This is a genomic window from Bradyrhizobium sp. R2.2-H, assembly GCF_004346455.1.
GTDB classification, from domain to species: domain Bacteria; phylum Pseudomonadota; class Alphaproteobacteria; order Rhizobiales; family Xanthobacteraceae; genus Bradyrhizobium; species Bradyrhizobium diversitatis.
In genome coordinates, this window is sequence record NZ_SMBR01000001.1 from 61,866 (window position 1) to 86,805 (window position 24,940).

Annotated in this window: 22 protein-coding genes; 18 read left to right on the forward strand and 4 right to left on the reverse strand. The window is 65.1% G+C overall.

Translation table 11 applies throughout. The annotated features are described in order from the left end of the window. Positions 1 to 55 precede the first annotated feature (55 nt). Positions 56 to 1,222, forward strand: coding sequence for a winged helix-turn-helix domain-containing protein (locus tag EDE08_RS00270; RefSeq protein WP_131866096.1), 1,167 nt, complete (start codon positions 56 to 58; stop codon positions 1,220 to 1,222). A 39-nt stretch (positions 1,223 to 1,261) separates the two neighbouring features. Here EDE08_RS00270 and EDE08_RS00275 read toward each other — a convergent pair whose 3' ends face one another. Continuing rightward, positions 1,262 to 1,690 (reverse strand): ribosomal maturation YjgA family protein, encoded by a 429-nt coding sequence (locus tag EDE08_RS00275; RefSeq protein WP_165935709.1) that lies wholly within the window; start codon positions 1,688 to 1,690, stop codon positions 1,262 to 1,264. A gap of 79 nt (positions 1,691 to 1,769) precedes the next feature. Here EDE08_RS00275 and EDE08_RS00280 point away from each other — a divergent pair, with 79 nt between their 5' ends. The 10 genes from EDE08_RS00280 to EDE08_RS00325 all read left to right on the forward strand — a co-directional run bounded on the left by EDE08_RS00280 (position 1,770) and on the right by EDE08_RS00325 (position 16,080). Beyond that, positions 1,770 to 3,110 carry an MFS transporter gene (locus EDE08_RS00280; protein WP_131866100.1) on the forward strand — a complete coding sequence of 447 codons (1,341 nt, stop codon included), beginning with the start codon at positions 1,770 to 1,772 and terminating at the stop codon, positions 3,108 to 3,110. A gap of 297 nt (positions 3,111 to 3,407) precedes the next feature. Then, positions 3,408 to 4,514, forward strand: a complete 1,107-nt coding sequence (locus EDE08_RS00285) for an efflux RND transporter periplasmic adaptor subunit (RefSeq protein WP_131866102.1) — start codon at positions 3,408 to 3,410, stop codon at positions 4,512 to 4,514. Positions 4,515 to 4,796: 282 nt separating this feature from the next. Beyond that, positions 4,797 to 7,934 carry an efflux RND transporter permease subunit gene (locus EDE08_RS00290; RefSeq protein WP_131866104.1) on the forward strand — a complete coding sequence of 1,046 codons (3,138 nt, stop codon included), beginning with the start codon at positions 4,797 to 4,799 and terminating at the stop codon, positions 7,932 to 7,934. Positions 7,935 to 7,968: 34 nt separating this feature from the next. Beyond that, positions 7,969 to 8,568 carry a TetR/AcrR family transcriptional regulator gene (locus EDE08_RS00295; protein ID WP_061878580.1) on the forward strand — a complete coding sequence of 200 codons (600 nt, stop codon included), beginning with the start codon at positions 7,969 to 7,971 and terminating at the stop codon, positions 8,566 to 8,568. Between the two features lie 155 nt (positions 8,569 to 8,723). After that, positions 8,724 to 9,347, forward strand: a complete 624-nt coding sequence (locus EDE08_RS00300) for a flavin reductase family protein (protein WP_165935708.1) — start codon at positions 8,724 to 8,726, stop codon at positions 9,345 to 9,347. A gap of 269 nt (positions 9,348 to 9,616) precedes the next feature. Then, the gene (locus tag EDE08_RS00305) at positions 9,617 to 11,884 is read left to right on the forward strand and encodes an acyl-CoA dehydrogenase (RefSeq protein WP_165935707.1); all 2,268 of its coding nucleotides are present in this window, start codon (positions 9,617 to 9,619) and stop codon (positions 11,882 to 11,884) included. Further along, positions 11,884 to 13,167: an acetyl-CoA C-acetyltransferase gene (locus EDE08_RS00310; RefSeq protein WP_131866108.1), complete on the forward strand. Its 1,284-nt coding sequence runs from the start codon at positions 11,884 to 11,886 to the stop codon at positions 13,165 to 13,167. The genes EDE08_RS00305 and EDE08_RS00310 overlap by 1 nt, the downstream gene beginning before the upstream one ends. A 2-nt stretch (positions 13,168 to 13,169) precedes the next feature. After that, the gene (locus tag EDE08_RS00315; RefSeq protein WP_165935706.1) at positions 13,170 to 15,266 is read left to right on the forward strand and encodes a 3-hydroxyacyl-CoA dehydrogenase NAD-binding domain-containing protein; all 2,097 of its coding nucleotides are present in this window, start codon (positions 13,170 to 13,172) and stop codon (positions 15,264 to 15,266) included. Between the two features lie 7 nt (positions 15,267 to 15,273). Then, on the forward strand, positions 15,274 to 15,684 hold the full coding sequence (locus tag EDE08_RS00320; RefSeq protein WP_028179661.1) for an acyl-CoA thioesterase: 411 nt from the start codon (positions 15,274 to 15,276) through the stop codon (positions 15,682 to 15,684). 204 nt (positions 15,685 to 15,888) lie between these two features. Further along, on the forward strand, positions 15,889 to 16,080 hold the full coding sequence (locus EDE08_RS00325; RefSeq protein WP_024341426.1) for a hypothetical protein: 192 nt from the start codon (positions 15,889 to 15,891) through the stop codon (positions 16,078 to 16,080). Between the two features lie 138 nt (positions 16,081 to 16,218). Here the strand turns inward: EDE08_RS00325 and EDE08_RS00330 are convergent, their stop codons facing one another. After that, entirely contained in the window at positions 16,219 to 16,656 is a 438-nt protein-coding gene (locus tag EDE08_RS00330) for a nuclear transport factor 2 family protein (RefSeq protein WP_131866112.1), read from the reverse strand. Positions 16,657 to 16,810: 154 nt separating this feature from the next. Here EDE08_RS00330 and EDE08_RS00335 point away from each other — a divergent pair, with 154 nt between their 5' ends. Both EDE08_RS00335 and EDE08_RS00340 read left to right on the forward strand, forming a co-directional pair. Beyond that, complete coding sequence (locus EDE08_RS00335; RefSeq protein WP_131866114.1) at positions 16,811 to 17,497, forward strand: HAD family hydrolase; 687 nt, start codon at positions 16,811 to 16,813, stop codon at positions 17,495 to 17,497. 107 nt (positions 17,498 to 17,604) lie between these two features. After that, on the forward strand, positions 17,605 to 18,450 hold the full coding sequence (locus EDE08_RS00340; protein ID WP_131866116.1) for a DeoR/GlpR family DNA-binding transcription regulator: 846 nt from the start codon (positions 17,605 to 17,607) through the stop codon (positions 18,448 to 18,450). A gap of 3 nt (positions 18,451 to 18,453) precedes the next feature. Here the strand turns inward: EDE08_RS00340 and EDE08_RS00345 are convergent, their stop codons facing one another. Together EDE08_RS00345 and EDE08_RS00350 are read right to left on the reverse strand one after the other, a co-directional pair. Then, positions 18,454 to 18,879 (reverse strand): type II toxin-antitoxin system VapC family toxin, encoded by a 426-nt coding sequence (locus tag EDE08_RS00345; protein ID WP_131866118.1) that lies wholly within the window; start codon positions 18,877 to 18,879, stop codon positions 18,454 to 18,456. After that, a complete protein-coding gene (locus EDE08_RS00350) occupies positions 18,876 to 19,160 on the reverse strand; it encodes a type II toxin-antitoxin system Phd/YefM family antitoxin (RefSeq protein WP_131867378.1) in 285 nt (94 codons plus the stop codon). The genes EDE08_RS00345 and EDE08_RS00350 overlap by 4 nt, the downstream gene beginning before the upstream one ends. Positions 19,161 to 19,348: 188 nt before the next feature. Here EDE08_RS00350 and glpD point away from each other — a divergent pair, with 188 nt between their 5' ends. From glpD to EDE08_RS00375, 5 genes are read left to right on the forward strand one after another with little or no spacing between them, the layout of a single operon-like run. Continuing rightward, entirely contained in the window at positions 19,349 to 20,899 is a 1,551-nt protein-coding gene (gene glpD / locus EDE08_RS00355) for a glycerol-3-phosphate dehydrogenase (protein WP_131866120.1), read from the forward strand. Continuing rightward, positions 20,896 to 22,035: an ABC transporter ATP-binding protein gene (locus tag EDE08_RS00360; RefSeq protein ID WP_131866122.1), complete on the forward strand. Its 1,140-nt coding sequence runs from the start codon at positions 20,896 to 20,898 to the stop codon at positions 22,033 to 22,035. The genes glpD and EDE08_RS00360 overlap by 4 nt, the downstream gene beginning before the upstream one ends. 12 nt (positions 22,036 to 22,047) lie before the next feature. Beyond that, a complete protein-coding gene (locus tag EDE08_RS00365; protein ID WP_131866124.1) occupies positions 22,048 to 23,133 on the forward strand; it encodes an ABC transporter ATP-binding protein in 1,086 nt (361 codons plus the stop codon). Beyond that, positions 23,133 to 24,107, forward strand: a complete 975-nt coding sequence (locus tag EDE08_RS00370; protein WP_131866126.1) for a carbohydrate ABC transporter permease — start codon at positions 23,133 to 23,135, stop codon at positions 24,105 to 24,107. The genes EDE08_RS00365 and EDE08_RS00370 overlap by 1 nt, the downstream gene beginning before the upstream one ends. Next, complete coding sequence (locus tag EDE08_RS00375; RefSeq protein WP_131866128.1) at positions 24,107 to 24,913, forward strand: carbohydrate ABC transporter permease; 807 nt, start codon at positions 24,107 to 24,109, stop codon at positions 24,911 to 24,913. The genes EDE08_RS00370 and EDE08_RS00375 overlap by 1 nt, the downstream gene beginning before the upstream one ends. Positions 24,914 to 24,940 lie beyond the last annotated feature (27 nt).

The window sequence follows — 24,940 nt, forward strand, 5'->3', positions numbered from 1 at the left end:
TTTCGTGTCCCAGCTTCTTTGCCTCGCGGCGAATCCGGCTACATTGCATTCCGCAATGCCCCGCGCCCCGAAACCACTTCCGCTCTCGACCAAACAGGCCCGGCAGATCTGGCTGCATGCCCAGCGGCTCGACGTGCGCGAGCCGTTCGGGGAGGGCGCGCAGGCCGTCGCCGACGCGACTGCTCATCTCGGCTACGTGCAGATCGACACCATCAACGTCATCGAGCGCTGCCATCATCATATCCTGTTCAGCAGGATCCCGTCCTACCGCCGCGACGATCTTCGCCAGGCCCACAGCGTCGACAAGAGCGTGTTCGAGTACTGGACGCACGCGCTCTCCTACGTGCCGGCCGCCGACTTCCGCTTCTTCCTGCCGGCGATGCGCGAGCACCGGCGCGAGGGACACAGATGGTTCGGCTCGGTGAAGCCGGCCGACACGCGCAAGGTGATGCGACTGCTGCGCGCCGGCCCGCTGACGATCCGCGACATCGAGGATGACGTGCTCGTCGAAAAGGAGCACCTCTGGCAGAGCCGCAAGCCGTCCAAGCGCGCGTTGCAACTCGCCTTCTATACCGGCGCCGTCACCATCAGCGAGCGCCAGGGCATGCTCAAGACCTATGAGCTGATGAACCGTCATTTCGGCTGGGACAAGCTGCCGAGGCCGGCATCGGCAAGGGAGATCACGGCCTATCTGCTCGACCGCGCGCTGCGCGCGCAGGGCGTGGTCAGTCTCGATTCGATCTGCCATCTCGACGCGCCGAGCAAGAAACCGGTCGCGCGCCTGATCGCCGCGCGCGTCCGCCGCGGCGAGCTCGTGCCTGTTACGCTCGAGGGCGCCGGCAAGCAGGAGCATTGGGCCTCGCCCGCAGCGCTGGAGGCGGGCGGCGAAGGGCCGCCGCCCGATCTCGTCCACATTCTTTCGCCGTTCGATCCCCTGATCATCCAGCGCAAGCGCACCAATCTCATCTTCGGCTACAACCATCTGTTCGAAGCCTACGTGCCGAAGGCCAAGCGCAAGCTCGGCTACTTCGCGCTGCCCGTGCTGGTCGGCAACGAGATCGTCGCCGCGCTCGATCTCAAGACCGACCGGCAGGCGAAGAAGCTGTTGATGCAGAAATGGACCTGGGTCGGGCAGGGCAGGAAGACGGCGGGGCGCAGGGAGCTCAAGCGTGTGATCGAGGACGAGCTCGATCGCTTCGAGCGGTTTCAATTGGCGGAGTGAAATCTGCGCAGGGCGATCAGCGCTCTGCGCAGCCGCGCGCTATCCCTCCCTACGCCGTTGGACGAGCCGATCGATCCAAACGCCGAAAGCGATCCCGACCGCGTAAGCGGCCAAATTCCACAGCGAAAAGATTCTCCCGAGCAACAGCGCGCCGGCCGCTGTCAGCCGGAACGCATCGAGCCATGGCGTGTGCATCAACCGGGAGAATTCCACGATGACCGCAATCACGGCCGCGATGGCCGCAATCTGCGTCCGCGTCAGGCGTGGCAGCACAACCCCGACCAGCAAGAACACCATCGTCGCCCATAACAGCGAGCCGCCATATTTCACCACGAAGGCGGGAAGCCCGAGCGGAAAGCCGTACCAGCGCAGCGACAACCCGCAGACGATCACCATCGCGGCGAGGGCGGCGCGGATCAGCGATGTCAGGCGCGGCGCAACAGGTTGATCCGGCTGCGCCCCGCGCATTGCTCGCTCCATTGACTCTTTGCCCGCGATGCTCAAAACCGCCACTCAGCCCTAGAAAAGCAACAACCCGGGGGAAGCCATGAGCCAGACCACCTATGCCGGTTCTGCCGGCGGTGCCAACAGCGCCAGCAAGAGCGACATCGAGACCTTGACCATCCGCGCGATCTCCTGGCGCCTGATTCCATTCCTGGTGCTGGCCTACTTCTTCTCCTATCTCGACCGCGTCAATCTCGGCTTCGCCGCGCTGACCATGAATGCGGAGCTGAAGTTCACGCCGCTGATCTTCTCCTGGGGCGCCGGCATCTTCTTCATCGGCTATTTCATCTTCGAGGTGCCGAGCAACCTTGCGCTGGAAAAATTCGGCGCCAGCCGCTGGATTGCCCGCATCATGGTGACCTGGGGCATCATCTCGGCACTGATGGCGATGGTCAGCGGCGTGACGAGCTTCTACGTGCTGCGCTTCCTGCTCGGCGTCGCCGAGGCCGGCTTCTTCCCCGGAATCATCCTCTATCTCACCTACTGGTATCCGGCCCAATATCGCGCCCGCTTCCTCGCGGCCTTCGCCATCGCCGTTCCGGTTTCGACCGTGATCGGCGCGCCGATCTCGGGCCTGCTGCTTGGGCTCGACGGCATGATGGGGCTGAAGGGCTGGCAGTGGCTGTTCATCATCGAGGGCGTTCCTTCCGTGCTGCTCGGCATCGTCACATGGTTCTATCTCACCGACAGACCGGAGAAGGCGGACTGGCTCTCGGCCGAGCAGAAGGCCTGGCTGAAGGCGAAACTCGATTCGGAGATCGCGGCAAAGCAGGCGGTGAAGCACTTGTCGCTGGGCGAGGCGCTGTCCTCGCCGAAGGTGATCGCGCTCAGCCTGATCTATTTCGGCTTCGTCGGCGCGCTGTATGGCATGCAGTTCTGGTTGCCGCAGATCGTCAAGGCGTTCGGCCTCACCAACGCGCAGACCGGTTTCGTCACCGCAATTCCCTATCTGTTCGGCACCATTGCCATGGTCCTGTGGGCGAGACATTCGGATGCGAGTCGCGAGCGCGTCATGCATGTCGGCGCACCGCTGCTGCTCACAGCCGTCGCTCTCGGCATCTCCTCCTCTCTCTCAGATCCCACCCTGACGATGGTGGCGCTGACGGTCGCTGCGATCGGCGTATTCTGCTGCTTCGGTGTGTTCTGGACGTTGCCGACCGCCTGGCTCTCCGGCACGGCGGCGGCCGGCGCGATCGCCCTGATCAACTCGATCGGCAATCTCGCCGGTTTCGGCGGGCCCTATTTGATCGGCTGGGTCAAGGAAGCCACCGGCCAGACCTCCACCGGTTTGCTCGTCCTCGCCGTGCTGCCCCTGATCGCCGGTTTGCTAGTCTTCGTCGGCGGCCACGACAGCAAGCACGAGTTCGCCGAGCAGGGGCGGTAGGCGCACTAGCCTTGCAAGCCTTATAGAGAGGGCAAAGGCGCGCCCTTGCGCACCATCTTTCCCTACGCTGGCCGGGTTGGTGGGCACGCTCCGCTTTGCCCGCCCTTCACTCGCTGCCTTCCCCGTCAGGGCTTGGCGGACGCGCCCTTGCGCGCTCTACAATTGCAACCTTCGCAGCCTGGCCGTCCCAATCCTTACCACCCCTTAACGATCACGCATTCCTGATGACTGACGATTATTGACTTTCGTCAGTGATTAGTCGACATTCCTCAAATCGAGATACAGGAGTGTCCTTCGATGTTCGTCCGGTCGGTTTTATCCAGCTATTCCAAGCTCTTGGCGGGTGTGTCGCTGGCTCTGATGGCCGCGGCCCTGGCCGGGTGCAATGATACTGTCGCCGAGAAGGCCGAGCCGCCGCGGCCGGTTTTGGTTGCGACGGCGCATTATAGTGCCGAGACGCCGGAGCGCAGCTTCGTCGGCACCATCAGGCCGCGGATCGAGAGCGATCTCGGCTTCCGCGTCGCCGGCAAGGTTGCCAAGCGCCTGGTCGAGGTCGGCCAGACTGTCGAAATTGGCCAGCCGCTGGCCACCCTCGACGAGGTCGACCTGAAGCTCCAGGCCGAGCAGGCCGTCGCCGAGCAGACCGCCGCGACCGGTGTGCTGGCCCAGGCCGCCGCCGCCGAGCAGCGAGCCAAGGACCTGAAGGCCAAGGGCTGGACCACCGATGCGCAACTGGATTCGAGTCGTGCCGCCGCCGACGAGGCCCGTGCGCGCCTGGACCGGGCCGAGCGCTCGGTCGAACTGACCAAGAATTCCCTTTCCTACGCGACGCTCAACGCCGACGCCCGAGGCGTCGTCACCGCAACGCTGATCGAGCCCGGCCAGGTGGTTGCCGCGGGCCAGGCCTCGATCCGTGTCGCCCGCTTTGCCGAAAAGGAAGCGGTCGTCGCGATCCCTGAGACGCTGGTCGGACGCGCCAAGTCGGGCGTCGCCAGCGTCACTCTTTGGTCCGAGCCGAACAAGAAGTATGCGGCCAAGCTGCGCGAGATCGCGCCGGCGGCCGACCCGGCCACGCGCACCTATCTGGCAAAGTTCTCGCTGCCCGAGGCCGACGACAAGGTCGCGCTCGGCATGACGGCGACGCTGACGCTGTCTGACGCCGCGACCGAACGCGTCGCTCGGCTGCCGCTGTCGGCGCTGTTCAACGAAGGCGGCAAGCCGTCCTTCTATGTCGTCGACGACAATGGCGGCGTCACGCTCAAGCCGGTGGCGGTGAAGTCTTACGAGAGCAAGGACGTCGTCATCACGGGCGGAGTCGAGGAGGGCGCCAAGATCGTCGCCCTCGGCGTGCAGAAGCTCGATCCGGGCCAGCGGGTGCGGGTCGTATCGTCGCTGTCCTTCTAGTTTCCGTCACTCTGGGGCGCGCGCAGCGTGAACTACGGTGCGCAACTACGCACCTGAGAATCTCGAGATTCCGGGTCCGGTCCTTCGGACCATCCCGGAATGACCAGGAAATAGAGTTACGTCGTGTGAGGTGAGTTTCGGCCTTTGTCCCTAAGCAAAGGCTGAAGCGGCGAAGCGATCCAGAACCTGCCCAGCCCCCTGGATTGCTTCGCTGCCTCGCGACGACGGCTTGAATAGAGCGGCTGTCGTATTTGCAACTGGATCTTCTTTTCGGAGAGAGCGATGAAGCGCTTCAACCTTTCGGCCTGGGCCGTCAGCCATCCGACGCTGGTTCTCTTCCTGATGATCGTGCTCGGCGTTGCCGGCTTCTTCTCCTATGAGAAGCTCGGCCGCGCCGAGGATCCGTTCTTCACGGTGAAGGTGGTCAACGTCTCCGTGATATGGCCCGGCGCGACCGCGCAGGAGATGCAGACCCAGGTCGCCGATCCCATCGAGAAGAAGATCCAGGAGCTGCCCTATTTCGAGAAGGTGCAGACCTATTCCAAGCCCGCCTTCACCGCGCTCCAGGTCACGTTCCGCGACAACACGCCGCCGAAGGACGTGCCTTATCTCTTCTACCTCCTGCGCAAGAAGCTGGTCGACGTGCAGGGCCAGCTGCCGTCCGGCATCCTCGGGCCCGTCGTCAACGACGAGTTCTCCGACGTCGATTCCATCCTCTACATGATGACCGGCGACGGCGCCGACTATGCCCAGCTCAAGAAGGTCTCCGAAGGTTTCCGCCAGCGCCTGCTCAAGGTGCCCGGCGTCACCAAGGTCGACGTCTACGGCAACCAGGACGAGCGCATCTTCGTCGAGTTCTCCCACGCCAAGCTCGCCACCCTCGGCATCACGCCGCAGGCGTTGTTCGATTCGCTCGCCAAGCAGAACAACGTGACGCCGGCCGGCACGGTCGAAACCTCCTCGCAGCGCGTGCCGCTGCGCGTCACCGGCGCGCTCGACGGTGCCAAGGCCGTCGCCGAAACGCCCGTCGAGAGCAACGGCCGTGTGTTCCGCCTCGGCGACATCGCCACCGTCACCCACGGCTATGTCGATCCGCCGAGCTTCGTCGTCCGCCAGGAAGGCAAGCCCGCCATCGGCATCGGCGTCGTCACCGCCAAGGGCGCCAACATCCTCGAGCTCGGCAAGGAGGTCCAGAAGGCCACGGACGACTTCATGAAGGCGGTGCCGCAGGGCATCGACGTCAAGCTGATCGCCGATCAGCCCAAGGTGGTCGAGCACGCCGTCGGCGAGTTCGTGCACTCGTTCATGGAAGCACTCGTCATCGTGCTGTTCGTCTCGTTCCTGGCGCTGGGCTGGCGCACCGGCATCGTGGTCGCGCTGTCGGTGCCCCTGGTGCTCGGCATCGTCTTCATCGTCATGAACACGATGTCGCTCGACCTGCACCGCATCACGCTCGGCGCGCTGATCATCGCGCTCGGCCTGCTCGTCGACGACGCCATCATCGCAGTCGAGATGATGGTGGTGAAGATGGAGCAGGGCTGGGACCGCATGCGTGCGGCGTCCTTTGCCTGGGAATCTACCGCGTTTCCGATGCTCACGGGAACGCTGGTCACGGCCGCTGGCTTCCTTCCCATCGGCTTTGCCAATTCCGCGGTCGGCGAATATGCCGGCAGCATCTTCTGGATCGTGGCAATCGCGCTGGTCGCCTCCTGGTTCGTGGCGGTGATCTTCACGCCCTATATCGGCGTCAAGCTGCTGCCCGAGATGAAGGCGCACCACAACCACGATCCGCACGCGGTCTACGAGACCCGCATGTACCGGGGCCTGCGCGCCATCGTGAAATGGTGCGTCAACCACCGCATCACCGTGGTGGCCGCGACCGTCGGCGTCTTCGTCGCCTCGATCGTCGGCTTCGGCCATGTCCAGCAGCAGTTCTTCCCGCTCTCGGAGCGCCCGGAGCTGTTCCTGCAGCTGCGCCTGCCCGAAGGCACCGCCTTCAACGTCACCGAGAAGGCGGTGAAGAAGGCCGAAACGCTGCTGAAGGACGACAAGGACATCGAGACCTATACCGCCTATGTCGGCCAGGGCTCGCCGCGCTTCTGGCTCGGCCTCAACCCGCAGCTTCCGAACGAGGCCTTTGCCGAGATCGTCATCGTTGCCAAGGGGGTCGAGGCGCGCGAGCGCATCAAGGCCAAGATCGAGGCCGCGGCTGCCGAGGGCTTCCTGACCGAGGCGCGCGTGCGCGTCGACCGCTTCAACTTCGGTCCGCCGGTCGGCTTCCCCGTGCAGTTCCGCGTGATCGGCCCCGATGCCAACAAGGTCCGCGAGATCGCCTACCAGGTCCGCGACGTCATGCGGGAGAACAAGAGCGTCAAGGATGTCCAGCTCGACTGGAACGAGCAGTCGCCCTACCTCAAGCTCGTCGTCGACCAGGACCGCGCCCGCGCCATGGGTCTCACCCCGCAGGACGTCTCGCAGGCACTGGCGATGCTGATCTCGGGCTCGCAGGTCACCACCGTGCGCGACGGCATCGAGAAGGTCGGCGTAGTCGCCCGCGCGATCCCGTCCGAACGCCTCGACCTCGGCGGTGTCGGTGATCTCACCATCACCTCGCGCAATGGCGTTGCCGTGCCGCTGCAGCAGATCGCCAAGATCGAATATGCCCATGAGGAACCGATCATGTGGCGGCGTAACCGCGACATGGCGATCACCGTGCGCTCCGACGTCGTCGACGGCGTGCAGGCCCCTGATGTCACCAACCAGATCACGCCGAAGCTCAAGCCGATCATTGACCACCTCGAGCCGGCCTACCGGATCGAGGCGGGTGGCGCCTTCGAGGAATCCGCCAAGGGCAATGCCTCGATCTTCATCCTCTTCCCGGTGATGGTCATGGTGATGCTGACGCTGCTGATGATCCAGCTGCAGAGCTTCTCGCGCCTGATCCTGGTGTTCCTGACCGCGCCGCTCGGTATCGTCGGCGCCTCGCTCGGCCTCAACGTCGCCAATGCCCCGTTTGGCTTCGTGGCGCTGCTCGGCCTGATCGCGCTCGCCGGCATGATCATGCGCAACACGGTCATCCTGGTCGACCAGATCGAGACCGACGTCAGCCACGGCCTGACCCGGCGCGAGGCGATCGTGGAAGCCACTGTCCGCCGCGCCCGTCCGGTGGTTCTGACGGCGCTCGCCGCCATCCTCGCCATGATCCCGCTGTCGCGGTCGGCCTTCTGGGGCCCGATGGCGATCACCATCATGGGCGGCCTGTTCGTCGCGACCTTCCTCACGCTGCTGTATCTGCCGGGCCTCTATGCACTTTGGTTCCGCAAGAGTCTGGACGAGGCCGGTACGCCCGAGCAGCCCGCCGCGCCGCAGCATGGCAGCGATGAACATCCAGCAATTCCGCTTGCTGAAGCGGCTGAATAAGTGAGATGAAGTGCTGAGCGATGAGTCCTGACTGATGGCCCTTATTTCGGAACATATCGAAGGCGACACCCGGGATCGTATCCTCGAGGTGGCCGAGCGGCTGTTCCGCCAGATCGGCTACCAGAAGACCACGGTCGGCGACATCGCCAAGGAGCTCCGGATGAGCCCCGCCAACGTCTATCGCTTCTTCGAATCGAAGAAGGCGATCCACCAGGCGGTGGCCCGCTCGCTGATGGGCGAGGTCGAGCTCGAGGCGCAGCGGATCGTGGCCCGGCCCGGCCCGGTCAAGGAGCGCTTCCGCGAGCTGCTCACCACCATCCATCGCATGAACACCGAGCGCTATGTCGGCGACAACAAGCTGCACGAGATGGTCGCGATCGCGATGGAGGAGGACTGGGACGTCTGCGTCGCCCATATGGAGTGCATCGCCGGCGTCGTCGGCCAGATGATCGCGCAAGGCGTCGCCTCCGGCGAGTTCGAGGCGCCGGACCTGCAACTGGCCGCGCTCTGCTCGTGCACCGCGATGATTCGCTTCTTCCACCCCCAGATGATCGCCCAGTGCGCCACCAAGCCGGGCCCGAACATCGACCAGATGATCGATTTCGTCATCGCGGGTCTGTCGCCGCGCCACTGACGGGCGCAGCGTTTTCTCCTATAAGCTCACCTGCCGTCATTCCGGGGCGCGCGAAGCGCGAACCCGGAATCTCGAGATTCCGGGTTCGGTCCCCGGGGCCGCGCTGGCGCGGTCCCGTTGGACCGCCCCGGAATGACGGAGAGCGGAGAGCCAGCGTGACCGACAAAGACCTGTACTTCTACGAGCCCTCCAAGGGCCACGGCCTCAAGCACGATCCCTTCAACGCCATCATCGCGCCGCGGCCGATCGGCTGGATCTCCTCCCGCGATACCAAGGGCCACGTCAACCTCGCGCCCTACAGCTTCTTCAACGCGTTCTGCTATGTGCCGCCAATCATCGGATTCTCTTCCACGAACTGGAAGGACACGGTGTCGAACATGGAGCAGACCAGGGAGTTCGTCTGGAATCTCACTACCATGGATCTCGCCAAGCACATGAACGCGACCGCGGCGCATGTCGCGCCCGAGGTGGACGAATTCAAGCTCGCCGGCCTTACCGCCGTCCCCGGCAAGCTCGTCAACGTGCCGCGCGTCGGTGAAAGCCCGGTCGCCTTCGAGTGCAAGGTGTCCGATATCGTCCGCCTGAAGGGTGCCGACGGCAAGGAGGCCGACGCCTGGCTGACGCTCGGTGAGGTCGTTGCCGTCCACATCGACAAGGCCTTGATCAAGGACGGCGTCTACCAGACCGCCGCCGCCCGCCCCATCGTCCGCGCCGGCCGCCGCGGCGATTATTTCGAGATCAAGCCGGAAAACATGTTCGAGATGGTGCGGCCGGATTAGGCCACTTCCGTCATTCCGGGGCGACGCGTAGCGTCGAGCCCGGAATCCATTCATCCACCGACGCTGCCGCACGATGGATTCCGGGCTCACGCTTCGCGTGCCCCGGAATGACATTCTCCCCCCATTGCCCCTCCCGGAACCGCCCCCGCACCCCGGCCGTTATCGTCCGGGGCCGTCCGGCCGCGTCAATGTCGCAGCCGAAGTCTTCACATCCGCCACCCACTTTCCGCTAAAATGCCCGCGAAACGCGCCGATGCATGAGGTCTGCCATGAGCTTCCGCCGCGACACCATCACGAAGCCGATCTTCTCCTGGGCGCGCGGCGTGCTGCCGTCGATGTCCGACACCGAGCGCGAGGCCCTGGAGGCGGGTGACGTCTGGTGGGATGCCGATCTCTTCACCGGCAACCCCGACTGGTCGAAGCTGCTGAAGGTGCCGCAGGCGAGACTGACCGATGAGGAACGGGCCTTCCTGAACGGTCCCGTCGACGAGCTCTGCGCCATGCTCGACGAGTGGAAGATCTTCTGGGAAACGCGCGACCTGCCGCAGGATGTCTGGCATTTCGTCAAGCGCGAGAAGTTCTTCGGCATGATCATCCCGAAGGAGTTCGGCGGCCTCGGCTTCTCGCCCTACGCGCATTCGGAAGTGGTGCGCAAGATCTCGACCCGCTCGATCGCGGCGGCCGTCACCGTGATGGTGCCGAACTCGCTCGGCCCGGGCGAGCTCCTGATGCGCTTCGGCACCAGGGAGCAGCAGGAACGCTGGCTGCCACGCCTCGCCGACGGCCGCGACATTCCCTGCTTCGGGCTCACCAGCCCGGAGGCCGGGTCAGATGCCGCCTCGATGATCGACACCGGCGTCATCTGCAAGGGCGAGTTCGAGGGCCGCGAGGTCGTCGGCCTCAGGCTCAACTGGCACAAGCGCTACATCACGCTCGGTCCGGTCGCGACGCTCTTGGGCCTCGCCTTCAAGGCTTACGACCCGGATCGTCTGGTCGGCGATCAGGAAGAGCTCGGCATCACCGTGGCGCTGATCCCGACGAACCTGCCCGGCGTCGAGATCGGGCAGCGCCATCTGCCATCGATGCAGGTGTTCCAGAACGGACCGAATTGGGGACGCGACGTCTTCATCCCGCTCGACTATGTCATCGGCGGCAAGGAGCGCCTCGGGCAGGGCTGGAAGATGCTGATGACGGCGCTTGCCGCCGGCCGTGGCATCTCGCTGCCGTCGCTCTCTGCCGCGGGTGCCGCCTATGCGGCGCGCACCACCGGTGCTTATGCCCGCATCCGCGAGCAATTCGGCATCTCCATCTCCAAGTTCGAAGGTGTCGAGGAGCCGCTCGCGCGAATCGTTGCGACCGCCTACCAGCTCGACGCGGCACGCCGGCTGACCTGTGCTGCGCTGAATGCCGGCATTCATCCCGCCGTCATCTCCGGCATCATGAAGCTGCATGCGACCGAGCGGATGCGCACCGCGATCGACGACGCCATGGACATCCATGGCGGCAAGGCCGTGATCGACGGGCCGCAAAACTATCTCGGCAATCTGCACCGCGCCGTCCCGGTCGGCATCACGGTCGAGGGCGCCAACATCCTGACCCGCAACCTCATCGTGTTCGGGCAAGGTGCCATCCGCGCGCACCCCTATCTGCTCGACGAGATGAATGCGCTCGCCGATTCCGACCGCGAGCGCGGCCTCACCGCGTTCGACAAGGCGTTCTGGAAGCATGTCGGCCATAGTGTCCGGACCCTGTTCCGCGCCTTTGGCCGCAGCTGGACCTTCGGCGCATTCGCGCCGGCGCCCGATGCGGGCGATGCGACGCCATTCTATCGCCAGCTCTCGCGCTACTCCGCGGCCTTTGCGCTCTGCGCCGACATGGCGCTGTTGACGCTCGGCGGCGCGCTCAAGCGCAAGGAGATGCTGTCGGCCCGCTTCGGCGACATCCTGTCCGAGCTCTATCTGCTCTCGGCCGCGCTGAAGCGCTGGCAGGACGAGGGCCGGCAGAAGGAGGATTTTGCTGCGCTGGAATGGTGCATGGCGACGGGATTCCGGACCATCGAGAACCGGCTCGCCGAGATCCTCGCCAATCTGCCCAACCGCTTCGTCGCGGGCTTCCTCAGGCTCGTGGTCCAGCCGTTCGGCGCGCGCGTGCTCGGCCCCTCCGACCGCGTCGTGCACCAATGCGCTGGCATCGTGCTCGAGCCGTCGTCGGCACGCGAGCGCCTTACGGCGGATCTGGCCCGGGTCGACGACGACGGCGGTTTTGCCCGGCTGGAGCGCGCGTTCGAACTGGTCGCCAGCACGGACGCCATCGCCAGGCGCCTGCGCGCCGCGCAGATCCGCGACTGGAAGGAAGCGGTCGCCAAGGGCGTGATCACGCAAGCCGAGGGCGAGCAGCTCGCCGCGGCCCGCGAAGCCGTCACAAAAGTGATAGAGGTCGACGATTTTGCGCCGGAGGCGCTGTCGCCGATTTACAAGAAAACCGTCAATGTGCATCAGTTCTTCCAGGAACTCGGTGAACAGAGGGCGGCGAGCTGATGGCACGACCGGTTTTCATCGTCGACGGCAGCAGGACGCCGTTCCTGAAGGCGCGTTCTGGGCCCGGTCCGTTCACGCCGGTCGATCTTGCCGTGCAGTGCGGCCGGCCGCTCCTGGCGCGGCAGCCGTTTTCGCCTGGCAGCTTCGATCAGGTCATCCTCGGCTGCGTCAACGTGATCGCGGACGAGATGAACCCGGCCCGTGTCGCCACGCTCCGGCTCGGCATGGGCGAGGACATGGTCGCCTTCACCGTGCAGATCAATTGCGGCTCCGGCATGCAGTCGATCGACACCGCCTACCGCTACATCCGAGAAGGCCATGCCGACATGATCCTCGCCGGCGGCACCGAGGCGCTCAGCCACGCGCCGCTGGTCTGGCCGAATTCCGGCGTACGCTGGTTCGCCGGCCTCGCCACCGCCAAGGGCGTTGCCGCCAAGCTCGCGGCGGCCTTCAAGCTGCGGCCGCGCTATCTCAAGCCGATTATCGGCCTCGAGCGCGGGTTGACCGATCCCGTCACCGAGCTGAACATGGGCCAGACCGCGGAAGTGGTCGGCCATCTCTTCGGCATCACGCGCGCGCAGTCCGATGCCTATGCCGCCGAAAGCCATCGCCGCCTTGCGCATGCGCAGGGCGCCGGTTTTCTCAAGGGCGAGGTCGAGACCGCGTTCTCCCGCGACGGCAAGTTCTTCGACCATGACGACGGTGTGCGTCCGGATTCGACGGTCGAGACGCTGGCAAAGCTGCGGCCGGTGTTCGAGCGCCCCTGGGGACAGGTCACCGCCGGCAATTCCTCGCAGATCACCGACGGTGCCTCCTGGGTGATCCTGGCGTCCGACGCCGCGGTCGCAAAGCACGGGCTGACGCCGAAGGCCGTCATCGTCGACAGCAACTGGGCCGCGCTCGATCCCAGCATCATGGGGCTCGGGCCCGTGATGTCGGCGACGCCGCTGCTCACGCGCAACAATCTCACGATCAAGGATGTCGAGACCTGGGAGCTGAACGAGGCCTTTGCGACGCAGGTGCTCGGCTGCCTCGCCGCCTGGAACGACGACAAATTCTGCCGCGAGATTCTTGGGCTGGACGGCGCGGCCGGCGAGATCGACCGTGACAGGCTCAACGTCGACGGCGGCGCGATTTCGCTCGGCCATCCCGTCGGCACGTCCGGCAACCGCATCGTGCTGCATCTCGTCAACGCCATGAAGCGGCTCGGCACGCGGCGTGGCGTTGCCACCGAATGCATCGGCGGCGGGCTCGGCGGCGCCATGCTGATCGAGGCGGTGTGACCATGGATTCGAAGATCATGACCGCGCTGGGCGACCGCGTCCTGACGCTCGGGCCTCCGCCCGCGGCGGACAGCCCATACAGGCATTTCAAGCTGACGCGTGACGCCGATGGGGTTGCTTGGCTGCTGTTCGACCGCGCTGATGCAAGCGCCAACACCCTGTCCTCCGATGTGATGGAGGAGTTCGACGCCGTGCTCGCCGCGATCGAGACCGAGCGTCCGGCCGGCCTCGTGATCCGCTCGGCCAAACCCTCCGGCTTCGTTGCCGGCGCCGACGTCAACGAATTTCGCGGCGCCTCTGATCCCGCCATGGTGGAGACGCGCATCCGCGCCGCGCATGCCGTTGTCGACCACCTGGAAGCCTTGAGGCTGCCGACGGTCGCGGTCATCCACGGCTTCTGCCTCGGCGGCGGACTCGAGGTCGCGCTCGCCTGCCAGGCGCGCATCGCCATCGACGGTGCGCGCTTCGGCTTCCCTGAGGTGATGCTCGGCCTGCATCCCGGGCTCGGTGGCACGGCGCGGTTCACCGCGCTGGTCAATCCGACCCAGTCGATGGCGCTGATGCTGACCGGCCGCATCATCGATGCGCGCCGCGCCAGGGCGCTCGGCCTCGTCGACACCGTGACGCAGGAGCGGCATGTCCAGGGCGCGGTGAAGGATGCGCTGTTCGGCCGCCTGAAGCGAGCCAAGCCCGGTCCGCTCACGCGCGCCGCCAACCTCGGACCGGTGCGCGGCCTGCTGGCCAAGCGCATGCGCGCGGAGGCCGCGAAGGCTGCATCGCGCGAGCATTATCCAGCGCCCTATGCGCTGATCGATCTCTGGGAAGCGCATGGCGGCAGCAAATCCGCGATGCTGAAGGCCGAGCAGGCCTCGTTCGCCAAGCTGATGGTGACGCCGACCGCGCAGAATTTGATCCGCGTCTTCTTCCTGCGCGAGCAGATGAAGAAGGCGGCAGCCGCCGGCAGCACGGTGAAGCATGTCCACGTCATCGGCGCCGGCGCCATGGGCGGCGACATCGCGGCCTGGTGTGCGGGGCAGGGCCTTCGCGTCTCGCTCGTCGACATGAAGGCGGAGCCGATCGCGGGTGCGGTGAAGCGCGCAGCCGAGCTCTATGGCAAGATCATCCGCAAGCCGACCGAGGTGCGTGACGCGCTCGATCGCCTCGTCCCCGACATCGACGGGGAGGGCGTCCGCAACGCCGATCTCATCATCGAAGCGGTGCCCGAGAAGCTCGAGCTGAAGCAGAAGGTCTATGCCGGCCTCGAGCCGCGGATGAAGCCGGGTGCGATCCTTGCGACCAACACGTCGAGCATTCCGCTTCAGGACTTGCGCACCACTCTGGCGCGGCCGGAGCGGCTGGTCGGCCTGCATTTCTTCAATCCGGTGTCGCGGCTACAATTGGTCGAGGTCGTCAGCCACGACGGCAACGATGCACAAGTGCTTAAACAGGCGCTCGCCTTCGTCGGCGCCATCGACCGCCTGCCGCTTGCCGTGAAGAGCTCGCCCGGCTTCCTCGTCAATCGCGCGCTGACGCCTTACATGCTCGAAGCCATGGTGATGCTGGACGAGAAGACGGACCAGCGCCTGATCGATGACGCGGCCGAGCAGTTCGGCATGCCGATGGGCCCGATCGAGCTGGCCGATCAGGTCGGGCTCGACATCTGCCTCGACGTCGGCGACATGCTGCGCACCAAGTTCGGCGATCTGCTGCCGCCGACGCCGGCCTGGCTTCGCGAGAAGGTCGCCAAGGGCGAGCTCGGGCGCAAGACCGGGAAGGGCTTCTACACCTGGAAGGACGGCAAGGCGGAGAAGGCCCAGCTTCCCGAGACCGGTCCGCGCGTTACGGATCAGATGATCGACCGCCTGGTGCTACCGATGTCCAATGTCTGCGTCGCGGCGCTGCGTGAGGGCATCGTCGACGATGCCGACGCGGTCGACGGCGCCATGATCTTCGGCACCGGCTACGCACCGTTCCGCGGCGGCCCGCTGAACTATGCGCGGACGCGCGGAGTCGAAAATGTCGTATCCACCCTGCGCGCGCTGGCCGAGCGATTCGGCGAGCGCTTCGCGCCTGATCCGGGCTGGGACAATTTCAAGTGAGAAAGACATGAGCGAACAAGCGACGACCGGGCCGAGCGGCGATCTCTGCATCCGCACGCTGGCGATGCCGGCCGACACGAACGCAAACGGCGACATCTTCGGCGGCTGGCTGCTGAGCCAGATGGACGTCGGCGGCGGCGTGTTCGCCTCGAAGGCTGCGAGGTCGCGCACCGTGACGGTCGCGATCGAGGCGATGAATTTTCGCAAAGCGGTCTATGTTGGCGATCTCGTCTCGGTCTACGCCAATCTCGTGCGCGTCGGGCGCACCTCGCTGACGGTGCATCTCGAGGCCTGGGCATTGCGGCGCAAGGAGCTTCATCCGTTCCTCGTCACCGACGGCAATTTCACCTACGTCTCGATCGACGACCACGGCCGTCCGCAGGAAATCCAGCGAAATGATCCGCCGATCGCGACGTAATCGCGCGCGACGCTCTGCCTCATCTTGGGAGACGCGGCGTGGGTGAGTCATCCTCGTCGCGGCTTCGCCAAGAACCAGTCATAAAACGGATGAGGTCCCGGCGTACTCAATTGCGTGTCGATTCGGGGTGGAAACGGCCTCAAATGCCTGGGAACCTTTGGGCATGAGTGTCGTTATTTGCCCGCACTGAGGGATCCACGGACCATGCCGGACAGCTACATCATTGAAGTCAATTCGCAGACCGCAGGTATCGTCGTTCGCTCTCAAGGAGGCTACTGCTTCTTCGCCTCGTCCCACCGCTTCAACCGTCTCGAAGGCCAGCTCTTCCGCAACGCCCGCGAAGCCGAACGCGCGGCGCGCAAGCTGGTTAACGGCGACGTGAAGGAAGCGGCGTAAGCGCCGTCATTCCGGGGCGCGCGAAGCGCGAACTATGGTGCGCAATCGCGCACCTGAGCATCTATCGTGCTGCAGAAATTGCCGACCAATGGATTCCGGGCCCGCGCCTTTCGGCGCGTCCCGGAATGACGTCGTTGATCACAACTTCGTCGCGGCCCGCGACAAGAGCTTCCACTCGTCGCCCTGCCTCTGCCAGTTCATCAGGATGTGAAGGTTGGTCGATACTTTTTTCCCGTCGGCCGTCATCTCCTGCTCGCCCAGCCAGTGGAAACGCACGATCGCTGCGGCGCCGACCACCTTGATGGTGGGGTCCTTGTACTCGATCGACAGGAATTTCGACTTGCCGTCGGTGGCGTTGGCGATGAAGGTTGCCTCGTCCTCGACCTTGCCGCTGGAATGGCTGTAGCTGAGATCGTCCCAGCACAGCGCAGCGAGCGCTTTCGGATCGGCCGCGATCTGGGCAAGGCGGAAGGCCTCGACCTTCTTCGCCACGGCTTCCTCTTCCGCTGACGCGGCGAGCGCAAGCGCCGAGATGGCGACAGTGGAGAGAGTCAGATCGCGTCGATCGATGGTCATCGTTTCCTCCTTTTTGATCTTGCGCCGAGTGTTGCAGCCGCGCATGACATTGTCGAGTGTCGCCTTGTCGTCATGTGATTGCGCGATTGCGCGATCGAGGCGGTATTGATACGTCTCGCGCATCGATGCGTCGCGCATTTGGGAAAGTACGGAAATGATCGAGGCCAGCTACGATGCGATGGGCAGGGCGTTGTTGTTCGACATCGACGGCACGCTCGCCGATACCGATCCGTTGCACTTGAAGGCTTTCAACCAGGTGCTCGGCCCGCGCGGCCATGTCTTCGATCACGCGCGCTTCTCCAGGGAGCTTCAGGGTTTCGCCAATGTCGCGATCGGCGAGCGCTTTCTGCCCGACGAGGCGCCGGAGCGGCGCGCCCTGATCCTCGATGAGAAGGAGGAGGTCTTCCGCACGCTCGTGGCCGGGCAGATCGCACCGCTGCCGGGCCTGATGGCGCTGCTCGACCGGGCCGACAGCGCCGGCATCCCCATGGTCGCCGTGACCAATGCGCCGCGCCTCAACGCCGAGCTGCTGCTCTCGGGGCTCGGCATCACGCATCGCTTCAAGGCGCTCGTGATCGGCGCCGAGCTGCCACACGGCAAGCCGCATCCGCTGCCCTATCAGGAAGGATTGCGTTTCGTCGGCGCGAGGCCGGAAACCTCGATCGCATTCGAGGATTCCCGCACCGGCGTGCAATCCGCCACGGCGGCCGGCATTCCTACCATCGGCATTCGCACCAGCCTCAGCCACGCCGACCTGGTTGCATCAGGCGCAGTCGCGTCCGCCAGCGCCTTCGACGATCCGGCGCTGCTCGCGCGTCTTGCGAACGCCATGGCGTGGTAAGAAATGGCGTGGTGAGGGCCCCTCATCCGTTAACCGTGATCAGCGTGCGCATTGACCGAAGACGCGAACCGCCGCACCATGCATCAATCTGATTTGAGGCCGTTGCCGTGACCGGACTAACTCATCGCCAGGCCGAAATCCTCAACATCGCGCGCGCTTCCGGCCGCGTCATGGTCGAGGAGCTCGCGCGTCGCTTCGAAGTCTCGGCGCAGACCATCCGCAAGGATCTCAACGACCTCTGCGAGCGGCGTTCGCTGACCCGCATCCATGGCGGCGCCATCATCGCCTCGGGCGTGGAGAACCTCGCCTACGAGGCGCGCCGCTTCGTTGCCGCCGACGAGAAGAAAGCGATCGGCGCGGCCGCCGCGTCGCTGATCCCGAACGGCTGCTCGCTGTTCATCAACATCGGCACCACGACGGAGGAGGTCGCGAGCGCGCTGACCTCGCACGAGGACCTGCTCGTCATCACCAACAATCTGAACGTTGCCATGCTGCTCTACCGCCATCCCCGCATCGAGGTGGTGGTCGCGGGTGGCACGGTGCGGCGCGCCGACGGCGCAGTGGTCGGCTCGACCGCGACGCAGCTGATCGGCCAGTTCAAGGTCGACTATGCCATCATCGGCGCGTCCGCGATCGACGAGGAGGGGGCGTTGCTCGACTTCGACTATCGCGAGGTGCAGGTGGCGCAGGCCATCATCGCCAATGCCCGCAGCGTCATGCTGGTCGCCGATTCCACCAAGCTGCGCCGCAGCGCGCCGGTGCGGATCGCCCACATCACCCAGATCCAGACCTTCGTCACCGACCAGGAGCTTCCCGAGCGCCTCGCCACCATCTGCCACAGCAAGGGCATCGAGGTGGTCGAGGCGATGCCGAAGGGCGCGGATATCGACGATTCCCCGGCCGAGGTGCAGGATGCGGCACCGGAAGCCGCGCCGGTCGTTCGGCTGAGATAGGTCTCAGGCATCATCCCAGGGATTGAGCAGCGGAACGCCGAACGCCGCAAGATCCTTCACATTGCGCGTGACAAGCGTGAGGTGGTGCACGAGAGCGGTTGCCGCAAAGAAGCCGTCCATGACAGACAATGCGACGCCGCCCATGCGACTCTGCGCCATGAGGTCACCCCAGCGCTCGGCGACCGCATGGTCGATGGGCAGAACGCGGTCGGCAAATCGCGCCGGTAGATCATGCGCCAGCCAGGCGGCCAGCGCCGTGCGCCGGCGGCCATCGTCCAGCAATGCGATGCCGCGGCGAAGTTCGGCGATCGTGGCAACGCTTATGAATGCCCGATCTTCGTCGATCGTATCGAGCCACGCCAAGACCTTCGGCGAAGGCGCTGGGCGCCGAACCTCCGACAGCACGTCGGTGTCGAGCAGCAGGTTCACGGTATCTCGTCGCGTGGCGCGTCCTGGACCCGTTCAAGCTCGAGGTTGGCGCCGCGCAGCGGCGAGCCCAGAAGGAATTCGGCGAGCGTACCGTTGCGTGCGGTCTTGCGCGCCCATTCGTCGGCGGAGACGACAACCGCATTCGGTTTGCCGTGTCGTGTGATGACCTGCGGGCCGGCTTGAGCGCGATCAATCACCTCGGACAGCCGCGCCTTGGCGTTGGCCAGCGTCCAGGTGTCATCAGTAGGAAGGGTGCGGGGCGCAGTAATACGATCGGTCATGCGCATGAACCATCTTGACTATAATGACTATATTGCCCCGAAATTGGCCGCGCAAGAGCCCTTTGGATCCGCCTAAGATAGGCCCACTTTCGCTTCTTCTCCTCTCTCTTTCATCTTGCTTTCGTTTTCCGGTGTGATCTAATCAAAAGCGAAAGTAGCCGCTCGACGGAACGAGCGGTCGCCGGGGGATGCGTCTGTTGGAGCGTATTTTCGATCTCGCCATCATTGGAGGCGGTGTTAACGGCTGCGGCATCGCGCGCGATGCGGTGGGCCGCGGCAACACGGTTTTCCTGTGCGAAATGAACGATCTGGCGAGCGGGACATCGTCCTGGTCGACCAAGCTGGTGCATGGCGGCCTGCGCTATCTCGAATATTACGAGTTTCGCCTGGTCCGCGAGGCGCTGATCGAGCGCGAGATCCTCTGGGGCATCGCGCCCCACATCATCCGCCCCCTGCGTTTCGTCCTGCCGCACCATGCCGGCCTGCGTCCCGCCTGGCTGCTGCGCTTGGGCCTCTTCCTCTATGACCATATCGGCGGCCGGCACCTGCTGCCCGCCACGCGCTCGGTCGATCTGAGGCGCGATGAGGTCGGCAGGCCGCTGATCCCGAATCGCTATGCCCGCGCCTTCGAATATTCCGACTGTTTCGTCGACGACGCCCGCCTCGTCGTGCTCAACGCGCGCGATGCCGCCGACAAGGGCGCCGAGATCCGCACCCGCACCCGCGCCACCGAGATTCGCCAGTCCGGCGGCCTCTGGATGGTCAGCATGGTCAATACGCTGACCGGCGAGCGCTCGCAGGTCCGGGCGCGCGCGCTCGTCAATGCCGGCGGTCCCTGGGTCGAGGACGTGCTCGGCCGCGGCGCGGGCGTCAATGCGAAGGCAAAAGTCCGCCTGGTGCAGGGCTCACATATCGTCGTGAAGAAACTTTACGATCACGACCGTGCCTACATGTTCCAGAATGCCGATGGCCGCATCATCTTCGTCATCCCGTACCAGGACGATTTCACGCTGATCGGCACCACCGATCGCGACTATGACGGCGATCCCGCCAAGGTGAAGGCGACGGCCGAGGAGATCCAGTATCTCTGCACCGCGGCGAGCGAATATCTCGCCAAGCCGGTGACGCCGGATGACGTGGTCTGGACCTATTCCGGCGTGCGGCCGCTCTATGACGATGGCGCCAGCGAAGCCAAGGCAGCGACGCGCGACTACGTGTTCGAGCTCGACACGCCCGGTGGCGTGCCGCTGCTGTCCATCTATGGCGGCAAGATCACGACCTATCGCAGGCTCGCCGAAGAGGCCCTGGAACGCCTTGCGCCCTATCTTCGCAGCGCGAAAGCGCGCGAGGGCTGGACCGGCAAATGGCCGCTGCCCGGCGGCGACATGGATGTGTCGGATATCGACGGCCTGATCGCCGAGCTCCAGCGCGGCTATCCCTTCCTCAGCCATGAGCATGCAAGGCGGCTCGCGCGCGCCTATGGAACGCGGGCGATGAAGCTGCTCGGCGATGCGAAATCATTGGCCGATCTCGGCCAGGCCTTCGGCGCAACCCTGACCGAGCGCGAGGTCCGCTATCTCATGGCCAATGAGTGGGCCGTCACGGCGGAGGACGTGGTCTGGCGCCGTTCCAAGCTCGGCCTGCGACTATCTGCCGACGAGATTGCGGCACTCGACGACTGGATCAGGACCCACGCCGTGCCGCAAAGTCCCCTGCTGGAAGCGGGAGGACGCTCATGACCGTGACACTCGATCACGTGACCCGGACCGTCGAGGGTGTCGAGCACATCCGCGATGTCTCCCTGACTCTCGAGAGCGGTACGCTCAACGTCCTGCTCGGGCCGACGCTGTCGGGCAAGACCTCGATCATGCGGCTGCTCGCCGGTCTCGACAAGCCGACCACGGGCAAGGTGCTGGTCAACGGCAAGGACGTCACCGGCGCCGACGTGCGCCAGCGCTCGGTCGCGATGGTCTATCAGCAGTTCATCAACTACCCCTCGCTCACGGTCTACGAGAACATCGCCTCGCCTCTGCGCGTGCAGGGCAAGCCGCGCGGCGAGATCGAGGCGCGCGTGGCGGAGGCGGCAAAACTGCTGCGGCTCGAGCCGTTCCTGAAGCGCACGCCGCTCCAGCTCTCCGGCGGCCAGCAGCAGCGCACCGCGATCGCGCGCGCCCTGGTCAAGGGCGCCGATCTCGTCCTGCTCGACGAGCCGCTCGCCAACCTCGACTACAAGCTGCGCGAGGAGCTGCGCGCCGAGCTTCCGCGCATCTTCGAGGCCTCGGGCGCGATCTTCGTCTATGCCACCACCGAGCCGACCGAGGCGCTGCTGCTCGGCGGCAACACGGTGTGCATGTGGGAGGGCCAGGCGCTGCAGATGGGCGAGACCGCCCGCGTCTACCGCCGGCCGCAGACCTTGCGCGTCGCGCAGGTCTTTTCCGATCCGCCGCTCAACCTCGTCGGCATCGAGAAGAAGAATGGCTCCGTGCAATATGCCGGCGGCGCGGCCTCCCCGGCCTCCGGTCTTTACGCGGGCCTGGCCGACGGGACCTATCGCGTCGGTTTCCGCGCGCATCAGCTCGCCCTCGCCAATGGCGAGGCCGATCGTCATGCCTTCCACGCCACCGTCACCGTGACCGAAATCACCGGTTCTGAGAGTTTCGTGCATCTAACCCGGGGCGGGTCGAACTGGGTGGCGGTGCTGCATGGCGTGCACGAGTTCGAGCCCGGCCAGACGCTCGATGCCGTGCTCGACCCCAATGATATCTTCGTCTTCGATGCTGCCGACCGCTTGGTCGCGGCTCCCGGCATGGCGGTTTCAAGCGAAGCGCCTAGCGGTTCGCGCGAAGAAAACGCCTCAACAGTCAGAAGCGCCTGAGGGAGATGCACCATGGCCCGCATTGACCTCGTCGATCTCGCGCATTCCTACGGCGGCAACGATGCGCCGCCGGAGAGCTTTGCACTCAAGCCCGTCACCATGACCTGGCGTCAGGGCGGCGCCTATGCGCTGCTCGGCCCCTCCGGCTGCGGCAAGACCACTTTGCTCAACGTCATCTCCGGCATCATCACGCCGTCGCGCGGAAAGATCCTGTTCGACGGCAAGGACATCACCCCGCTGTCGACCCAGAAGCGCAACATCGCCCAGGTATTCCAGTTTCCGGTGATCTACGACACCATGACGGTGGGGCAGAACCTGGCGTTTCCGCTGAAGAACCGCGGCGTGCCGAAGGCCGAGATCGACAAGCGCGTCGCCGAGATCGGTCGCCTGCTCGATCTCGAGCCCTATCTCAATCGCAAGGCGACGCGCCTCACGGCCGACGCCAAGCAGAAGATCTCGCTCGGCCGAGGCCTCGTCCGCTCGGACGTTGCCGCCGTGCTGTTCGACGAGCCGCTGACGGTGATCGATCCCGAGCTGAAATGGCAGCTGCGCTCCAAGCTGAAGGCGCTGCACCGCGAGCTCGACCTCACGATGATCTACGTCACCCACGATCAGACCGAAGCGCTGACCTTCGCCGACACCGTCGTCGTCATGCATGACGGCCGCGTGGTGCAGAGCGGCACCCCGGCCGAGCTGTTCGAGAAGCCCGCGCACACTTTCGTCGGCTATTTCATCGGCTCGCCCGGCATGAACATTCTGCCGGCGGAGGTGCGGGGGCGGGAGGCGAAGGTCGGCGGCCACGTCATCCAGCTGAACCGCGCCTACGACAATCTGCCCTCAAGCGCAAAGATCGAGATCGGCGTCCGTCCCGAATTCGTCGAGGTCGTTGCGCCGGCGCCGGGCCTGCCTACAGCGAAGATCGAGCGCCTCGACGATCTCGGCCGCATTCGTTTTGCGCGCGCCCGCTTCGGTGACGCCAAGCTCGCCGCGCGCGCGCCGGCCGGCTTTACGAGTGCCGACGGAGATGCCGGGCTGAAATTCGATCCGTCGCACGTCCACGTCTATGCCGACAGCCTTCTGGTGGAGGGAGCCGCCTGATGGACAAGACCGTTAACCAAAAAGCCTGGTTCCTGGTACTGCCGGTGTTCCTGGTCGTCGCCTTCTCGGCGGTGCTGCCGCTGATGACGGTGGTGAACTATTCGATGCAGGACACCTTCGGCAACAACCAGTTCTTCTGGAACGGCGTCGGCTGGTTCAAGGAGCTGCTCGATCCCTCGACCGATCTCGGCGGCCGCTTCCTCGCTTCCCTCGGCCGCAATCTGTTCTTCTCGCTGGTGATTCTCGCCATCGAGGTGCCGCTCGGCATTGTCGTGGCGCTGTCGATGCCACGCGAGGGCTGGACGGTCGCGGCCTGCCTCGTGATCCTCGCGCTGCCGCTGCTGATCCCGTGGAACGTGGTCGGCACGATCTGGCAGATCTTCGGGCGTCCGGACATCGGCCTGCTCGGCTATGCCCTCAACGCCATGGGCTTCGACTACAATTACGTCTCCAACGAGTTTGATGCCTGGGTCACCGTCATCGTGATGGATGTCTGGCATTGGACCAGCCTCGTTGCGCTGCTCTGCTACGCCGGCCTGAAGTCGATTCCCGAGGCCTACTACCAGGCCGCCCAGATCGACGGCGCCTCGCGCTGGGCCGTGTTCAAGGCGATCCAGCTGCCGAAGATGAACCGCGTGCTGCTGATTGCGGTGCTGCTGCGCTTCATGGACAGCTTCATGATCTACACGGAGCCGTTCGTCGTCACCGGCGGCGGGCCCGGCAATTCCACGACCTTCGTATCGATCGAACTCGTCAAGATCGCGCTCGGCCAGTTCGACCTCGGCAAGGCCGCCGCGCTGTCACTGGTCTACAACCTCATCATCCTGATCGTCTGCTGGATCTTCTACACCGTCATGACCAATGCCGGCGTCGAGCGCAAAGTCCAGGCTTCGAGCGAGCCGGCGGCGGAGCCTAAGCCTTCGTCCGGGCCCAAGCCCGTGCCCGCGCTGCAGCCAAAGGAAGGAGTGGCGTGATGCATTCGATCCCCGGCCGCCGCCTCATCATGGGGCTGTTCTTGATCTTCCTGCTGCTGCCGATCTACTGGCTCGTGAACATGAGCTTCAAGACCAACAGCGAGATCGTATCGACGATGACGCTATGGCCGCACAACCCGACGCTGCAGCATTACCAGCGCATCTTCACCGACGAGAGCTGGTACTCCGGCTACATCAACTCGCTCCAATACGTCATCCTCAACACCATCATCTCGATCTCGGTCGCGCTGCCCGCGGCCTACGCGTTCTCGCGCTACCGCTTCCTCGGCGACAAGCACCTGTTCTTCTGGCTTCTGTCGAACCGCATGGCGCCGGCTGCGGTGTATGCGCTGCCGTTCTTCAACCTCTATTCGGCGATCGGCCTGTTCGATACGCCGTGGGCGGTCGCGCTGGCGCACTGCATCTTCAACGTGCCGCTCGCGGTGTGGATCCTCGAAGGCTTCGTCTCCGGCGTGCCGCGCGAGATCGACGAGACCGCCTTCCTCGACGGCTATTCCTTCCCGCGCTTCTTCATCAAGATCCTGGTGCCGCTGATCGCGAGCGGCATCGGCGTCGCCGCCTTCTTCTGCTTCATGTTCTCCTGGGTCGAGTTGCTGCTCGCGCGCACGCTGACCTCGGTGTCGGCCAAGCCGATCGCCGCGATCATGACGCGCACGGTCTCGGCCGCCGGCATGGACTGGGGCCTGCTCGCCGCCGCCGGCGTGCTCACCATCATTCCGGGTGCGCTGGTGATCTGGTTCGTCCGCAACTACATCGCGCGCGGTTTCGCGCTCGGCCGGGTGTGACGCGCATGATCCCGAAAAGTGGAAACC

Bases quoted from the DNA above. Each gene is read 5' to 3' on its own strand.
- EDE08_RS00285 (WP_131866102.1), top strand. From the start codon at position 3,408: ATGTTCGTCCGGTCGGTTTTATCCAGCTATTCCAAGCTCTTGGCGGGT.
- EDE08_RS00290 (WP_131866104.1), top strand. From the start codon at position 4,797: ATGAAGCGCTTCAACCTTTCGGCCTGGGCCGTCAGCCATCCGACGCTG.
- EDE08_RS00330 (WP_131866112.1), bottom strand. From the start codon at position 16,656: ATGACCATCGATCGACGCGATCTGACTCTCTCCACTGTCGCCATCTCG.
- EDE08_RS00370 (WP_131866126.1), top strand. From the start codon at position 23,133: ATGGACAAGACCGTTAACCAAAAAGCCTGGTTCCTGGTACTGCCGGTG.
- EDE08_RS00305 (WP_165935707.1), top strand. From the start codon at position 9,617: ATGAGCTTCCGCCGCGACACCATCACGAAGCCGATCTTCTCCTGGGCG.
- EDE08_RS00360 (WP_131866122.1), top strand. From the start codon at position 20,896: ATGACCGTGACACTCGATCACGTGACCCGGACCGTCGAGGGTGTCGAG.
- EDE08_RS00320 (WP_028179661.1), top strand. From the start codon at position 15,274: ATGAGCGAACAAGCGACGACCGGGCCGAGCGGCGATCTCTGCATCCGC.
- EDE08_RS00350 (WP_131867378.1), bottom strand. From the start codon at position 19,160: ATGACCGATCGTATTACTGCGCCCCGCACCCTTCCTACTGATGACACC.
- EDE08_RS00325 (WP_024341426.1), top strand. From the start codon at position 15,889: ATGCCGGACAGCTACATCATTGAAGTCAATTCGCAGACCGCAGGTATC.
- EDE08_RS00335 (WP_131866114.1), top strand. From the start codon at position 16,811: ATGATCGAGGCCAGCTACGATGCGATGGGCAGGGCGTTGTTGTTCGAC.
- EDE08_RS00270 (WP_131866096.1), top strand. From the start codon at position 56: ATGCCCCGCGCCCCGAAACCACTTCCGCTCTCGACCAAACAGGCCCGG.
- EDE08_RS00280 (WP_131866100.1), top strand. From the start codon at position 1,770: ATGAGCCAGACCACCTATGCCGGTTCTGCCGGCGGTGCCAACAGCGCC.
- glpD (WP_131866120.1), top strand. From the start codon at position 19,349: ATGCGTCTGTTGGAGCGTATTTTCGATCTCGCCATCATTGGAGGCGGT.
- EDE08_RS00315 (WP_165935706.1), top strand. From the start codon at position 13,170: ATGGATTCGAAGATCATGACCGCGCTGGGCGACCGCGTCCTGACGCTC.
- EDE08_RS00375 (WP_131866128.1), top strand. From the start codon at position 24,107: ATGCATTCGATCCCCGGCCGCCGCCTCATCATGGGGCTGTTCTTGATC.
- EDE08_RS00365 (WP_131866124.1), top strand. From the start codon at position 22,048: ATGGCCCGCATTGACCTCGTCGATCTCGCGCATTCCTACGGCGGCAAC.
- EDE08_RS00275 (WP_165935709.1), bottom strand. From the start codon at position 1,690: ATGCGCGGGGCGCAGCCGGATCAACCTGTTGCGCCGCGCCTGACATCG.
- EDE08_RS00310 (WP_131866108.1), top strand. From the start codon at position 11,884: ATGGCACGACCGGTTTTCATCGTCGACGGCAGCAGGACGCCGTTCCTG.
- EDE08_RS00295 (WP_061878580.1), top strand. From the start codon at position 7,969: ATGGCCCTTATTTCGGAACATATCGAAGGCGACACCCGGGATCGTATC.